This window comes from Vallitalea guaymasensis, from assembly GCF_018141425.1.
GTDB classification, from domain to species: domain Bacteria; phylum Bacillota; class Clostridia; order Lachnospirales; family Vallitaleaceae; genus Vallitalea; species Vallitalea guaymasensis.
Genome location: NZ_CP058561.1, coordinates 2,117,604 through 2,133,822 on the forward strand (window position 1 = coordinate 2,117,604; position 16,219 = coordinate 2,133,822).

12 protein-coding genes are annotated in these 16,219 nt (G+C 31.4%); 3 read left to right on the plus strand and 9 right to left on the minus strand.

What is annotated here, in order from left to right; translation table 11 throughout:
• The first annotated feature begins 19 nt into the window (after positions 1-19).
• Both HYG85_RS24360 and HYG85_RS09510 read left to right on the plus strand, forming a co-directional pair.
• A complete protein-coding gene (locus HYG85_RS24360) occupies positions 20-6,748 on the plus strand; it encodes a glycine-rich protein (RefSeq protein ID WP_244971304.1) in 6,729 nt (2,242 codons plus the stop codon).
• A gap of 134 nt (positions 6,749-6,882) precedes the next feature.
• The gene (locus tag HYG85_RS09510; RefSeq protein ID WP_113672736.1) at positions 6,883-7,392 is read left to right on the plus strand and encodes a ferritin family protein; all 510 of its coding nucleotides are present in this window, start codon (positions 6,883-6,885) and stop codon (positions 7,390-7,392) included.
• A 62-nt stretch (positions 7,393-7,454) separates the two neighbouring features.
• Here the strand turns inward: HYG85_RS09510 and HYG85_RS09515 are convergent, their stop codons facing one another.
• The 8 genes from HYG85_RS09515 to HYG85_RS09550 all read right to left on the minus strand — a co-directional run bounded on the left by HYG85_RS09515 (position 7,455) and on the right by HYG85_RS09550 (position 14,926).
• Complete coding sequence (locus tag HYG85_RS09515) at positions 7,455-7,634, minus strand: PspC domain-containing protein (protein ID WP_202975181.1); 180 nt, start codon at positions 7,632-7,634, stop codon at positions 7,455-7,457.
• Positions 7,635-7,662: 28 nt separating this feature from the next.
• Entirely contained in the window at positions 7,663-8,367 is a 705-nt protein-coding gene (locus HYG85_RS09520) for an HAD family hydrolase (protein ID WP_113672737.1), read from the minus strand.
• Between the two features lie 126 nt (positions 8,368-8,493).
• Positions 8,494-9,702 carry an AI-2E family transporter gene (locus HYG85_RS09525; RefSeq protein WP_113672738.1) on the minus strand — a complete coding sequence of 403 codons (1,209 nt, stop codon included), beginning with the start codon at positions 9,700-9,702 and terminating at the stop codon, positions 8,494-8,496.
• A 155-nt stretch (positions 9,703-9,857) separates the two neighbouring features.
• Positions 9,858-10,535 carry a response regulator transcription factor gene (locus HYG85_RS09530; RefSeq protein ID WP_113672739.1) on the minus strand — a complete coding sequence of 226 codons (678 nt, stop codon included), beginning with the start codon at positions 10,533-10,535 and terminating at the stop codon, positions 9,858-9,860.
• Positions 10,536-10,974: 439 nt separating this feature from the next.
• Entirely contained in the window at positions 10,975-11,931 is a 957-nt protein-coding gene (locus HYG85_RS09535; RefSeq protein ID WP_212693263.1) for a DUF4003 family protein, read from the minus strand.
• 56 nt (positions 11,932-11,987) lie between these two features.
• A complete protein-coding gene (locus HYG85_RS09540; protein ID WP_212693264.1) occupies positions 11,988-13,178 on the minus strand; it encodes a class I SAM-dependent rRNA methyltransferase in 1,191 nt (396 codons plus the stop codon).
• Between the two features lie 28 nt (positions 13,179-13,206).
• Positions 13,207-14,238 carry a TRM11 family SAM-dependent methyltransferase gene (locus HYG85_RS09545; protein ID WP_212693265.1) on the minus strand — a complete coding sequence of 344 codons (1,032 nt, stop codon included), beginning with the start codon at positions 14,236-14,238 and terminating at the stop codon, positions 13,207-13,209.
• A 166-nt stretch (positions 14,239-14,404) separates the two neighbouring features.
• Positions 14,405-14,926: a TetR/AcrR family transcriptional regulator gene (locus HYG85_RS09550; protein WP_212693266.1), complete on the minus strand. Its 522-nt coding sequence runs from the start codon at positions 14,924-14,926 to the stop codon at positions 14,405-14,407.
• A gap of 185 nt (positions 14,927-15,111) precedes the next feature.
• Here HYG85_RS09550 and HYG85_RS09555 point away from each other — a divergent pair, with 185 nt between their 5' ends.
• Entirely contained in the window at positions 15,112-15,582 is a 471-nt protein-coding gene (locus tag HYG85_RS09555) for a hypothetical protein (protein WP_212693267.1), read from the plus strand.
• A 72-nt stretch (positions 15,583-15,654) separates the two neighbouring features.
• Here the strand turns inward: HYG85_RS09555 and rlmH are convergent, their stop codons facing one another.
• Positions 15,655-16,134, minus strand: coding sequence for a 23S rRNA (pseudouridine(1915)-N(3))-methyltransferase RlmH (gene rlmH, locus HYG85_RS09560; protein WP_212693268.1), 480 nt, complete (start codon positions 16,132-16,134; stop codon positions 15,655-15,657).
• Positions 16,135-16,219 lie beyond the last annotated feature (85 nt).

The following is a 16,219-nucleotide window of genomic DNA, read 5'->3' on the forward strand; positions in this document are numbered from 1 at the left end:
GATAAAGGAGGTTTATAAAATGATTAAACGTAAAATTTTTACTATAATACTTATTTGCACAATCCTACTTCAATCAGTATTTATAACTGAAATTTTTGCAACTGATACGATTGGTACTAATGGGTCTATTCCTTGTGGTGGTAAACCTGGACCAGGAGGAATAAGTCTCGTTCCTTCTTTTAGGGTAAGTATCATATCAGAGAAATTTGATGAACCTTTAGATCTATCTCTTGAAAATAAAGAAAATATCGAAAATGATATTATTGCTCACTATTATAACCATATGCCTAATATGAAACATTCAATAATATTCTCTCCATATAATCCTAATGACTATGAAAAAAGTGTGTGGTTAGAACCTAGCAAAGCTTTAGTTGGATGGTATCAAGCCTCTTCAGGAGATCTAAAATACATTGAAAATAAAGCTGATATGCCCTATAAACATAGAAAACTTTTAAAAGGAGAGTCAAATAAAATTTCATCAGGTATTTTTTACAAAAAATTAATTGAAGGCATTGGTGATAAAAAAGATCTAAAACCTTTAAAAAACGGTAAATGGAAAGAACTGGGAGATACAATAGAAAACAAGGAAGAAAAGTCAACAAAAGTTTGGAATTATATTCTAGAACACTGGGATGGAACCGGAACAGCTATAGATGATAATATTAGAAATTATACTAATTATGTGGAACCCTATAAAACAAATATAACTTTAGCTGAAAAATTGGCTAATGAGGCAGGACATGTTGATTTACTTATGACACTTTATTACCTTTCACCACCTAATCAGCAGTCTATATATTATGATGAAATAGAACGTTTCATCCGATTTGAAGGACAAGAAATATGCCCTAGCCTAATAGCAATAGATACTGTTGTTAGAGTATCTGCACCTAATTATACTAAATACCCCAGTCAAAGAATCTTTTTACCATCATTCGATTATGTTATGTATGCTGCTGGAGTTACTCCAGAAAACTCTTTCTATAACCCCTCTGCTCCTGCATTTGAAGTATTAAACAGTACTAATTACAAAAAAGATCATACCTTCAAACTAATAAGTAATCTAGTTCAAAAATCTTTAGATCAAATGCCTAATCGTAAACGTACCACGGATTTACGAGGAGATGCTTATCGTAATAATGGATTCTCCTGGGGTTTTGGTGGAGTTACAGGAGATAAATATTTATTGACAGATAGAAATTATCCTGATTGGAGAGATTCCTCAGTTAAAAATGGTATTATGGAATCATTAATCTTTTATGGTGATGCTAGAGGTTTTGTTATTGGTGTTTCGGGTGTTGTTTTTTGTAAAGAAGTCACTCCTACCGGTGGCTTTGAAATAATGACTAACCCAACTGAAAAAGTTACCATTGATAGATATAAGCCTACAATTCTAGGAGAAAATGTAACTGTGACAATTAAAGGAAAAATATCAGGAGATGAAGAATCCGATTGGATGAAAGCACTTGATAACATAGAAGCTGGTTCGGGCTTCCCAAAAATAAATATTGATTTGTCTGTTTCTGGTGCAGTAGCGTGCCAAGCAGACACTGAAGCAAATTATTCTTTAGATACAAGTTACCCATATAAAGGCAATAAAAATTTTGAATTTATTGATAAAAATAAATTACTTAAGTTCCTGAAAGGAGGTTCCATTGAATGGAATCATAATCTAGCAGATTTTAAAATAGAAACAGGAACAACATATGAATTTGATTATACCGCTAATATACAAATAAAATTATCCGATGATGAACAAGGATTAATTACGTTAAACGGTATACCAGACAATAAAGCAAAAAAAATATTTATTGTGCCAGAAATAAAAATTGAAGAGTATAGACAATTCACATCAGAACCTATAGCTTTTTCTGAACTAAAACAAGATTCGATTTACCATGAAGACTTTGAAGCAATGGCAGGCACACCTACCACAAGAGATCTGTACTTTGCTGTTGGTGGTTCAGAATTTATAGTCGATATCGTAACTAAATATTACATAGACCAAAAGGCAACAAGAAACTATAGAAGCTGGTATTCAGGTACATCTTGTGAATTCAAAGCTGGTGATACAGCTCCAAATAAACCTGTTGGAAAACAATCAGCTAATATGCATGATGGTGGAAACTATTCCAAAACTTGGACAGGTTCAATTCCTAATGATGCAAAAGCTGTAACTGTACACGGTTCAGGTGATGTAACTGCTGTATGCCCAGCTAAACCTAATTTAAAAGAATATGAAGCTACTTTAAAAGAAGCAGAAGCTTTTGCTGAGGATATAAATAACACAACAGTAAGTCACAAGTCCGTTTCCGACAAAAAAATCAGAGAATTCAATAGTTGGGGGGCATCTGTATCTCCCTCTAAGACACTTCCACAAACTACAGATGCAAAATCTTCAGCATGGCATACAGAAACATCTGGAACTCCACCAAATCAAACTACTAAAAAAGTAGCTGACCCTACATCCGCAACAGCCACCCCATCAGGACCTGGTAATTTTACTATAACTGTTACATGGAGTAATCCTCCACATGTAATATGCGGTCCATGTTGTACTCATGAGCTTCCTGGGATAGAAGATACTTGGACACAAGAAATAACCTATGATATTCAAAAAATAGAACAAGTAAATGTATGGAAGATTGAAAGAGGATTTGCCGACGGAATGGTCAAACTTCTTGATACAGATGAAGTAACTGCGACTGTAAAACAAGGAGATCCTAATATCTTCTTTAATATAGCTGTTGAAGAATCATCAGAAGCTGGAAGACTTCGCTACTCTTTAGAACCAACACAGCATGATAACGTAGTATGGAATGAAGGTGTAAGAACCAATGCATGTAATGGTATGGGAGATAATGGATGTGGTAAATCACCCGCAAAAGGTGGACATGCCAATAATTGGGCAGATGGTATCCTTTATACTAATAACAAAAATCAGAATATAGAAAACTATCATAAATCTCAATCAGGTGCTAAAGATAAAATAACACCTGAATGGAATAAATTTGATGAGCGACGTAACACAGAGAATACCGCCACTGTTATATCTGATTTCTTAATTCTACAGACTTCTTCAGGTGATCAATCAATCATATACTTTGATAAAGACTCAGAACCTGTAGTCTCACAAAAGAACTTTGAAAAAGTTGTTAATACTGTTGAAGAAATGTGGGAAGATAACCCAGAAGCAGCCAGCCATATTCTTCCTGAAGAAGTTAATATCGGCTCATACAACGGTGAATTCTTCAATCCTAGGACTAAATATAAAGGAAATGGTGATAAACATAAAACAATTACTGCTTTAGATAATGATCCTGCTAAAACAATATCCAGACCTCCAAGACCATCTGATTTACTAATATATCAAAAAAACCTTGATATACCAGATGCTAAAAAAAATGGTGAATACTTAACTGGTAACGCAAAGGTTTTATATGATAACATACTAAGTCATAAAGGTCAATCTCAGGTATATACTGATACTTACGATAATGATTTCAATGCTAGTGGATACGTTTTACCAGCTCCCTACTCTAGATCAGATACTAAAATTAATGACATAGTAATTCACAACCCTGTTTCTGCACAATATGCAGTAGTACTCCCCTCAGAGGCTTCAGACCAACGTACTTCTGAATCTATCGTGGGAGGTAATCTTCAAAAAGACATAGAAGAATATGTAACCAAACTGAAAGATAATCACCCAAAACAGAATTTTATTGTTAATGGTGATGCTGAAAAAATAGCTAACGATGGATCATTACAAAATTTCAAAGGTGAACCCTCTTATAACGAGGATATTTTATTTACTAGAACAATACATCCATCTTATATTATTTCTGGTAAAAGTTCTTTTCAAATAAGCGTCCCTGGTAACTCTAATAAAATAGCTAAATATGTAACTATAACATCAGGTATTGAAAACACTAATTATACTTTTACAGGTAAAATAAGTGCTCATAGATGTGAGGGATATTTTGAAATTGAAGCACTTGACTATCTAGGAAATGTATTAAGAAAGTGGACATCCGACAAACACAATAATAGCTCTGTCATTACTAAAACAATTAATTTTACCACACCTAATGATACTGAAAAATTAAAGGTATCCATAGTTAATGGTCTTTCACATAATTCCGTTACGAACCTAAAAGACTGTATTTTTGCTGATGACTTATCTCTGACAATGAATGGTGGTAGTTCTGCAGAGTGGATACCTCTATCCTATACTATCTCCCAAGAAACCTCAATCAATAATCCTGATTATGTACCAGGGCATTATGTAGATAATCCCAAATACAGACCACCTGTTATACATGATGGAGAGCGTAAAATCTATACTTATAATGGTTCATATTCAACTTATACTGTTCCTATTGACGGTAAATATACGTTAGAAGTATGGGGAGCTGAAGGCGGAAACGGTTCTGGTGGTAAAGGGGGTTATTCATACGGAGAGATAACTCTATCCAAAGATAAACAACTATATATCTATCCAGGTGGTAGTAATGGATGGAATGGCGGTGGCTCAGGTCATGGACGTACAAGCCAAGTAGGTGGTGGTGGTTCAGACATTAGATTAAATGGGAATGCATTAAATAATCGTATTATAGTCGCTGGCGGTGGCGGCGGACGAGGCGATAGAGATAGCGGCTCTAACGGCGGTTATGGTGGATATGGCGGTGGTTCTTCAGGTGGTTCTGGCGGAGACAGATGTGGTTCTCGTGGTTATGGAGGTACTCAGTCTAGCGGCGGTTCCGGTGGTAGCAATGGTGGTCATAGCGGTGGTCTTGGCTATGGCGGTTCCAATAACAGTGGTTCCAGTTCCGGCGGCGGTGGCGGTGGCGGTGGCTACTATGGCGGCGGTGCTGGAGGTAATGATTATTCACGTTATAATGATAATGATGATTCTGGTGGTGGCGGTGGTTCTGGATATACTGATGGTGTATCTAATGGTTCGATGAAATCTGGTAATCAAACTATGCCAAAATATTCTGGTGGAGATCAGACAGGTAATAGTGGTCATGGTGTTGTTGTAATTACAGAACCTGATGTATACATTCCTGGTAATGGTGAACCAGAAAAAATATATATCCCTCCAAAAGGTACTCCGAAAATCACTATCTCCTCAGAGATATCAAAAACCATTGCTGAGCCACCTGATGACTGGTATGAAACAATTATTGTTAAAATACCTGCCTCTGAAATAAAACTTCCTAATGATCAAATTATACATGCAAGTAAATACTTAACCCTTGATTATCCTTTTCAAGTATATTTTCCTAACAGAGGAGATTTCTATGGTGATGGTTCTCACGGTCTATCAAGAACTACTAACCAAAGAGGTAAGGGCTTTAAAGATTATATGAATACTACAGAATGGACAAAAGAAAAAATAGCCAAATTTGATTATAACGTCATTTATAATAATAGACTATATCCAGCTGGCTATGAAATACCTCTTGTTGTAGACGAAGATACATATGATTTCTATCTTCCACTAGCCAACAAAGAAGCTATCAGTGCAGGTGCTAGATTTTATGCTATTGCAAATAATGGAAATACAGTAGATAACTCATACCCTACTAATAAACCAAGAGGTCCTAATAGAAATGCTAAACATTCTGCTTTCAAAATGTACAATATAGATATCATCGGTAGAATAGGTAATCTAGTTATGGAGGATACAGGTGATTTTAGGTTCTCTAATATATTCAAACAATCTGTTATTCCAACAGAGTGGTATATACCTAACGTAGTTCCAAAAGTATCAATAGATCAACAAAACAACTATTTTGGACCTAGTATAGACATAAGGGGGGAATCTGTTGGACCAACGACCAATTATCTCAACACTTACGGTTGTCTTGATTTTTTACAAAAATCACCTTTAAGTTTTCCTCTTTCTCCTTCAAAAAATAATATAGAGGCTTTAGTAAGACAACCTCTAAGAGTGGGCTATCCAATATTTATGGATATTCAAACTATAGGGAACTATTACTCTCTAATGAAGATCACCCCTTATTATTATGGACTAGATATTACTACGGGTAAAATAACACCTGTTGATGTTTATATGAATGTTGATGATAAATATCAACCCATCAATATATTTGATAATGTTAAGAAAGATGGTAATATAGCTCCTGTTTACGATTATCCTATAGCGCTAAATTGGGAAGAAGAAGCACCAAGAAGAAATTATCATACCCAAGAACGAAATATCACTGAATTTGTTAGAGACAATACATACAATGTAGATACAGAAGGAAATGAGATTCCTTTACCTATACCATTGGGAAAATATCATACTTTTGGTAATGCTCAATCAATGCTGTTAACTGGCAGAAATAGAACATTTATAGGAAGTTCCAATACCTATGGTATGAATAGAAATCCAGATGATATACTAAGAGAGTATGATTATAATCAGCAAGCTCAGAGATGGCATTTTTCATTTAAATTACCATCATCAGCTATATTTATACCTCATGGTTCTAAGATTACAAATGATAACATGGACATAATAATGAACGATAGAAGTGTTATAATAGCCGCAGCTAAAATAATAGTTGGTGGAGATACTTATTTTCTAGAGTACAAACACCCAAATGGAAATGGAAGTATAACCTTAGCTGGAAGAACTCATTCCCTTGATAGTATTCCATACAATGTATACGCCGTCTACTCATCAGAAAAATCATCTTCTGACGATTTGGATACATCGGGAACTCATTAATAATTATTAAAGAAAGAAAAAGCTATCCACAGTGATCATTATAAAAGAAGAATCATAATTAATTATTTAATACTAGAATAATTTGTACCATCTATGAATAAAATTAAGAGAATACAGTATTAGTAGGTGACTATATGAGTTATACAACAGAAGGTCAACCTCAAGGTATAGCCAATAAATTAACCAATTGTATAAGAGAGTCATTGATTTCAGAGATTGTTGCTATTAACCAATATAATTATCATATACATAATAGTACCTGTCCATCCTTAGTTAAACTATGGATGCATATTAGGGATGAAGAGATACGTCACTTTTCTATGTTTTCTGAATTACTTAGAAAATATGATCCTATGCAGCAAAAACTGTTTGAGGAGACAAAAGGGCATGTAAATATTGATTACAGCAACTGTTTTTCATTGAAATCAGATACAAGAATTAACATACCTAATTCTATAAGAAGCGATATTAAGGGAGAATTAGAAGCAGTTATTTTATATGAATATGTACTAACCAGTAATAAATATAGAGATGTATATGAAGTATACAACGAAGTCATAAATGAAGAAAAAGAACATTTTGAAGAATTATCTTTCGCTATTAAAGAATACGATACTTCTTTTGGAATAAAAACCCACCTGTAAAAAGTAAAAGGGGCTGTTCACAATAAATTTATTGTGTTACAGTCCCCTTTGCTTATATGGTATCACTCGTCTGGAATAACGAATACACAAATAATGTAAGCCCATAATCCAGCTCCACCAAATATTATTCCAATAGTAAATAATAATCTAATAATTGTTGGATCCACATCTAAATATTCCGCTATGCCTCCACAGACACCATTAATTTTTCTATTTCTTCTAGATTTTACAAGCTTCTTCATTATCCTCACCTACCCTGTAATATTATTATTATATCACATCAAAGATTTTACGTATATCACCATCTAAAATCTTATATTTAGATGTCACATCTTCTGGTTGTTCACTAGATAAATTAGAATGTATATATAAGGAATCAATACCCATGTCATTGGCACCTTTCAAGTCAATATAATCATTACCGATAAATAGAGTATCTTTTGGTTCTAGTTGCTCTTTTTCTAAAAAGTATTCGTAGAACTTGGTATCAGGTTTACGTATACCTACATCAGACGATATACATATACCATCAAAGTATTTTTTTATACCTAGATATTTGATTTCTGAATTAGCAAATGCTTTCTGTGCATTTGACAATAAATATATTTTTTTATCTTCAGCAGCAAGTCTTTCTAGAGTCTCTTTAACACCATCGTATAATCTAATTGACTCTGTTGATAATAATCTAAATGTCTTAGCTGCTTGTTTTGCTTTTTTCTTTGGTTTTATTCCCTTATCCTTGTACAATTTGAAGAATACATCTTCAATCTCATAATCTGGACATTCATATTTACTATTCATCTTAATGAGTTTATTAACTATACTGTGGTACTTTTCCTTAAGTTCTTCCTTTTCATAATGAGCACCATTATAACCGTAATAAATAGCAAACTTTTCCCAAATCTCATCTTTCTCTTCATTGGTTTCAATATCTATCAAAGTACCATATAAATTAAAAACATAATTATTATACATCTTAAGACCTCCGTCTAATAATGAAGCGACACATAATCGCAAATGATAACTACCTAGTTTTCATAAGTTGAATGTTATTTTACCCAACTTATACATTTTACCTTTATTTTATAATAAATGCAAATGTCATTTTTTTAGGTCTATCAGTACTATATTTTTCTTGTCTTGACGTCTTTTTGTCCATCTGTTAATGAATATCTTAACAATTCCACCCATAGGTATAGATAAAATTACACCTAACAAACCAAAGAACTTACCAAATACGAACATTGCAAGTAATATGAAAACTGGGTGCATACCAATACTCTTACCTTGGATTTTAGGACTTACAAAGACATAATATACCTGTTGTATAATTACGATATATGCTCCCACAAAAAGAGCTTCCTGCCATCCGTCTTTTACCAATGCAATGATTACTGCTGGTATAATACCGATCCAAGTTCCCAGATAAGGTATGATATTAGTGTATCCTGCGAATGTACCTACAATAAATGCATAATCAAATTGTATTATTATAAGTGAAATAACTGTAACAAAACTTAATAAAGTCAGGTCAATGATTTTTCCACGAATAAAACTAAGGAATACAATATTAATTTCATGTAAGATTTCTTTTAGGCTGTTTTTCCTCTTGTCATTTAATGTTAATCTAAGGGCATTTTCAAGTAAATTATGGAAGTATTCTTTGTTCATTATAAAATTGAATGCAAATACGAATCCAAAAGAAATGTCAATTATATATCTACCTATAGTAGTTACTCTAGCTGTAATAGAAGTTGCAATTTCCTTTATTTGGTTAATAATGCTTATAGATAATTCCTTTAAGAATTGTGTAATATTAGCAGCTATACCCATTTTATTAAGGGATTCTTCTATTCCTCCTAATTCTTTGGAATAGTTTTCAAAAGTATCTGTTATCTCTTTAATCAATTCAGTAATCTTAAAATCTCTAAAACTACCATTTATCATAACAAAAACACTATTAACAAGTAACGTTAGTATAGTGATTATAGAAACAAGAGTAAGTACAAGACTTATACCTCTTACAATAGCTTTCTTTTGTTTTCTATGAGTTCTTTCCCATTTTTTGTTTATTTTTATTTTACTTATGATTTTTTCAAAATATCTTACAATAGGATTCAGCAGATAAGCAATAACCAATCCCCATAAAAACGGTGAAAGTATCTTAACAATAAACGAAAATGCATCAGAAACACCATTTATCACATCACCAATATTAGTCATGACCAAATAAATGATATAAATGATTACAAAACCTAACGTTATGTATTTGATCTTTTTCATATAACCGTGGTCCAATTTAATCTTCATCTAATCTAATACAATCCTTTCATATTATAATAACAACCAATAAGTTAGTACTAATTATATTTTTTACAAATTAAACCTATTTAGTCATACTAATTAAAGTATCTCACATATTTAGTTGTTATACAAGAATTTTTATGTATTATATATAATTAGGCTTAATTAGTATCGAATTTATATCCGACCCTTACAACTGTATGTATGTATTTCGCTTTTGATTTCAATTTTTTCCGGATTTTTTTGATATGAGTATCTACAACTCTATAATCTCCAAAATAATCATAACCCCAAATAGTATCAAGTATCTTTTCTCTCGTAAGTACTCTTCCTTCATTTTCTATAAGAAATACCAATAGTTCATATTCCTTCGGGGCAAATTCTATCTTTTCATTATCCAACAATACAGAATATGCAGCTTTATCAATTGTAATACCTGATTTATCAATAATATTCTTTAATCTATCATCATTATTGGCAACTCTATCCAATAATCTTTTACTTCTAGCCAATAAAACTTGAATATTGATGGGTTTTATGACATACTCATCTACCCCTAATTCAAAACCTAATAATTGGTCTTCATCATCGTCTCTTGATGTTAGCATTATAATTACAACATCAGATTTTGACCTTATTCGTCTACACACCGACCAACCATCTAATTTGGGCATTACAATATCAAGCAATACCAGATCAACAGAATTTTCTTCAAATATCTCTAGCGCCTCCTGTCCATCAGCAGCTTGTAATACTTGAAATCCATTATCTCTGAAAGCAACAGATATCAAATCTCTCATAATAATTTCGTCTTCAATAACTAAAACAGTTCTTTCCATAATTACTCCTTCTTTTTAAGAAATATATATCAATCATTTAATTAGGATCTCATTTATATTTTTCTAATTATCAAATAAATTATGTCATTTTTTACTTATACTAATATATACTATATCAAAATATATTTCAACTAAAGAAAATTATAAACACAAGTATAAATTTGTCCATAAATAAGCAGCTACAATACAAACTTTCAAAAAATTTATACTCAGCCACTTGTTAAATACATTATAATTTTGCAAAATCAAATCCGTTACATGGTCAATAGTGTGTAATATGCAATTTAAATGAAATCAAATATGTTATTTTAATTATTATTTCACAAAAATTGTACATTATATGAAGGAAAAAATCAAGGAAATTTTATTATTTTTCGGTAGATAATTAATACTGTATAATTGATATTTATAGGGTAAAAAAACTATTGAATCTAGTCTATTAATCTGTAGAAATAATTTTTGATAAAATAGCCACCAATAAAGAATACTGAAGATTGGTCTGAAATTTGTCATCACCAATATAATATAGAGTATGATTATTATTGTCTTTCAGGTCAAGGACTGTGAAAATTGATACTACCAAATTAAAATTTTTATTCTTCTTAAAGTACTTAGTGCTATTCAATAGGTGGTATACTTCGTTTATTTCTATAACCTCTAATTCAATATCTTCTAGGACTACAGCACTCATCAAACCTATAAGTGCAAAAATGACTCCTTTTATTTTCATTCCTTTTTGTTTCATTGATTTATAGATAGTAATACAGTTATCAATAACTATATCCCTTTTGTCTTCTGTTACAACCAATGCAAGAACATGAGATAGTAATTGCAGATTGTTACCTCTTCTAAAACAGTCTTTAGCTAAATTCTTATAATAATAATCTATCTCTTCCATCAATTTTGCTGTATCTTTTCCTGCTTCAGATAAAAGTACAGAGAAAGTGTAATCTTCTTCTCCAGTAATGAAGGAATGATGGTCCTGCATATCATAAAATATATCTCTTGAAGCCTCCAAACGCTTCTTGACATCATCCTCGTCCAATAAAATGAATGCAATGAACAAACTATATTTGGAATACAAATCAAATTCATTAACCAGCTGGATATTATCTAATAAAAAGCTTATCTTAGTAAATGGATAATCATATTTAATTATTAATATTGTAGCAATTATGAACCTTAACTCACCGCTAAGAGGTGAAAAGCCAACTTTGCTCTTAATCATCTCGCTCATTTCATCAAATAATTCTAATTGAAAAGGTCTATTGGATATAGAATATAATAAAGCTACTATTTTTATTGTTTCATTAGATATATCTTTGTCTAATTCAGATTTTATTTCATTATAGATACTAAGATAATTATTTATTGTCTTCTTATTTTTTGTATTCAAACTATATCCTCCCTTACCATTATCATAATTCTGCTACCTAGTTTCTATAGATTATATTATGATTTTTTTATAAATAATACTTTTAGATAGTTACTCTCTTTATATTTAGTATTAATCTTAAAATCAGTTGGTAAATAAAATTCTTCTACAATATTGTATTGCGTATTTGTTTCATGGAATGCTTTATCTACAAATTCTTTAAATCTTTTCATATCGAAAGAACTACAATTAGTAGATGCTATTATTATACCACTTTTTTCAGTTATTAAGATAGCTTCTTTTAATAAATTTGTATAATCTTTTGAAGCACTGAAGGTATGCTTTTTAGATTTGGCAAAACTAGGTGGGTCCAGAATAACTAAATCGAACAGTAACTGTTTTTTAACTGCATATTTAAAATATTTAAAAACATCTTCTACTATTATATCCTGCTCATCAGCATTTATGTTATTAATCTCAAATTGCTCAACAGTTTTTTTTCTGCTTCTATTAGCTAAATCTACACTGGTAGTTTTCTTGGCTCCGCCTTTTGCAGCAAAAACAGAAAAAGCACCTGTATAAGAAAAAGTATTAAGTACATTTTTATTCTTTGCATATTTTTCTTTTATGATATTCCTAACATCTCTCTGATCAATAAAGAACCCTACCATTGCCCCTTCATTAAGATATACAGCAAATTTCACTCCATTTTCTTTAACAATAATAGGAAAATTACCTCTTTCACCAATCACAAAATCATCATCATCTATATATTTACCACCATCATTAAATCTCTTTTTCTGATATATACCTTTATAATCAGTTAGCTCAGATAACGCCTTGATGATGTATTCTCTAAACATGTAGATTCCTTCACTATACCAATTGATTAAATAATAACCATCAAAGTAATCTATGGTCAATCCACCAATATTATCTCCTTCACCATTGAAAATACGAAAAGCTGTTGTATCCTGATTATTATAAAATTCCTTCCTTAGATTAATTGCCTTATTTAATCTATCTCTAAAGAAATCATAGTCTATCTTGGTTTGCTCATCATACGTTAATATCCAGCCATTGCCTTTATTCTGCTTACCATAATATCCTTTTGCAATGAACTTATTGTTGTTGTCAACAAGTTTAATTACCATTCCTTCATGAGTGAGCTTATTAGTATCAATTACAGCATTTTTCTCAATTAGTGGATATCCTTTAGTTATCTTATTTATAAAATTCTTTTTTAGTCTTATAGTAGTTTCTTTCACCTGATTCATCCTAACTTCATATATTTTATTATACCTTGACAGCAACTATCAAGTTTCTGTTAATTGATTGATTAACTCTATGTAAGTAATCATCATAAGGTGATTCATCCAGCACTTTAAATCCATTCTCCTGTAATACTTCTGAAATATCTCTATATTTCATTGTAAACTCATTATAAGATAAAACCATACTTCCTTTTGTCTTCAAGGCATGATTCCAAGCAGGTATAGCTGTCTTAATAAGCTCTAGCGGGCTTCTTGACATATTAGAACCTTTATTGTTTTTACTTCCATGCTGAACTCCATAAGGTAAATCAGATACGATAATATCACAGGATTTTTTCTTTATAAGAAGATTAGCTAATGTTGTGTCAGAATTAAATAATTGGAGCATTTGAGTGTTTCCATTAGTATAATCTGCTTTATTAGCGGCTGATGTAAGAGTAAATACATCTGCAATTTTTTTACCTTTTGAATCTGACTGCTTCGACTTAATAACCTTATGCTTATATCTTCCTTCTTTCAAGAACCTGACAAGATATGTTTCAATTTCCTTCGTCCACTGTCCATTTATCTCTATTCCTTTAACATCATAACCTCTGATGAGTCCTTCATATAAAGTGGTCCCTTTACCACACATAGGATCAAACAAAGTAATCCTTTTACTGTTTGTATTACATGAACTAATAGCTAGATTAACCATAAGTCTTGTAAATTGTTCGTTTGTTTTTCCATTATATTTTAAAATCTGAACCATACTCTCAGGGAAAGTATGGAAATCAGGAACATTTATAGGTCTTAAAAGTCCACCATCCACTTGTTCAAATAAAGTGTAATAAATAGAAGAAAATCCTAAAACTCTAAAATCTTCCTCAGTCAATTCTCTATCTGTAGCAAAACTTATTGAAGCTGGAAGCCCTAGGTCTGCTTCTTCAATATTATTGATCTTCATATTATATGCTCCAGCAATCGCTTTAATCTCTGAAACAGCAATTTTAAGTGCTGAATCGAAATAAATACGATTATGCCCTGGATTTGCAAGTATTACGTATTTATTCATATAGAATATCCTTTCTTCCGTGTACTTATTATTTTAATTCAAACCAATCACTAATCAATTTATTTTGTTTAAAACCTCTTCTCTTATACATAGCATATGCTAATGTATTACTTTTTCTGTTTTACTTAATTCTAGATAGTTTTTAACCATTATTATCTCCATTATATTAATCAGATAATAATTGTAGTATCATAGTTACTTTGTCTGCCATAACTACATAGGACTCTTCCATGCCACCTTCAACCCATCGTATTGTTATGGCATCAATACCTCCTCCAATAAAATCTTTTACATATATATCATCTATACTTGGCATTATATCTCTAAAATTATCTGAAAATTTCTTACCGATTCTTTGAGAAAGCTTATCTAATTGATTGCATTTCATTAACAGATTTGTATATGGGGATTCTTTTAGTACCTTGAAGCGAAATCTTAGAAGATCATTAACACTTGGATCTTTTTGATTACCAATCTCTATAAGAGCCTGTTGCAAATAAGTTTCAAAACAATATAGTATAATTTGTTCCTTTTCCTTGAAATGCCGATACAATGTCATACGTACCAAACCAGCCTCTTCAGCAATTTCAGACATAGTAATTTCTTTTAGGTCTTTAACTTCCAATAACCTAAACAATGCATTTTTTATCATGTCTTTTGATTCTTTAATCTGTTTTTCTCTTTTCATGTTACATATCACCTTCATGTGTATAAGATAATGTCTTTCTATTGAAAATCGCTCTACAACATTATATAATATAACCACAAAAGTTACAACGCAACATTTAATAAATTATTTTATCTACATTACTAAACTCAACTTTCGTGATTCAGATTATTTTATAACTTTTTATTGAAGAAAGGATGTCAATTTTGAAAAAATTAATGAATAAACTTTTACCAAGAAACATCAATAATAACTATACTGGCTACAAGTTTGCGAAATATTTCTTTTACGCCTTAACAGCCTTGACATTATGGCGAAGTCAGCATCATTTGTTTGCAGCAGATGGAGGTGCACAGTCTATTGCTACGATTCCTCTGGACACCTTTACTAAAGCTGGTGCAGCTACTGTAATAGGTATTTTTAGCTTGTGGGGTCTTTCACAATTAATTATTGGCATACTATATCTAATTACATCTTTAAGATATCGTTCGTTGATACCACTAATGTATCTGCTTATGTTTGTTGAATATCTCGTACGCGCCACTTATATTCCCGCGTTTAAACCCATTACCACAGTTGGGACAGCGCCAGGAGCAGTAGGTAATATACCACTTATTGTGTTAAGCCTTATTATGCTGATATTTTCATTACTCACACCAAAAGTAAGAATTGACTGATAATCTACCTAGACTTTTAAAAGCCCCTTTAACTATTCATTAGTTAAGGGGGTTACTTCAAAAAAATTTAAGTTATTTATGATATGGTTCACCAGTATTGATTCTAAAACTTCTATATATCTGCTCAAGCAATATAACTCTCATCAATTGATGTGGAAAAGTCATTGTAGAGAAACTTAATCTATAATCAGCTCTATCTAAGACCTTTTCCCAGAGACCTATGGAACCACCGATAATAAATGTAATATGACTCTTTCCTTCTAAGCCTAGATTACCTATTTTCTTTGCCATCTTCTCAGAGGTTAACATTTTCCCCTCAATCTCTAAAGCTATTACATAAGAGCTATCTTTTACATTCTTTAATATTTTTTGTCCTTCTTTTTGTTTTATTAATATTTCCTGGGTAATAGACATTTTATCTGGGGTCTTTTCGTCCATGACTTCTATAATCTCTAACTTACAGTATTTGCTTAATCTTTTACTGTATTCATCAACTGCCATTTTAAGATATTTTTCTTTTAGTTTTCCAACAGTAATTATAGTTATTTTCATCCTATCATCCATTCATAAAGTTTTATTATTATTTATTTAAACAATTTAAAAAAGGACTTATTAAAAGTCCATTTTTTTATTATTA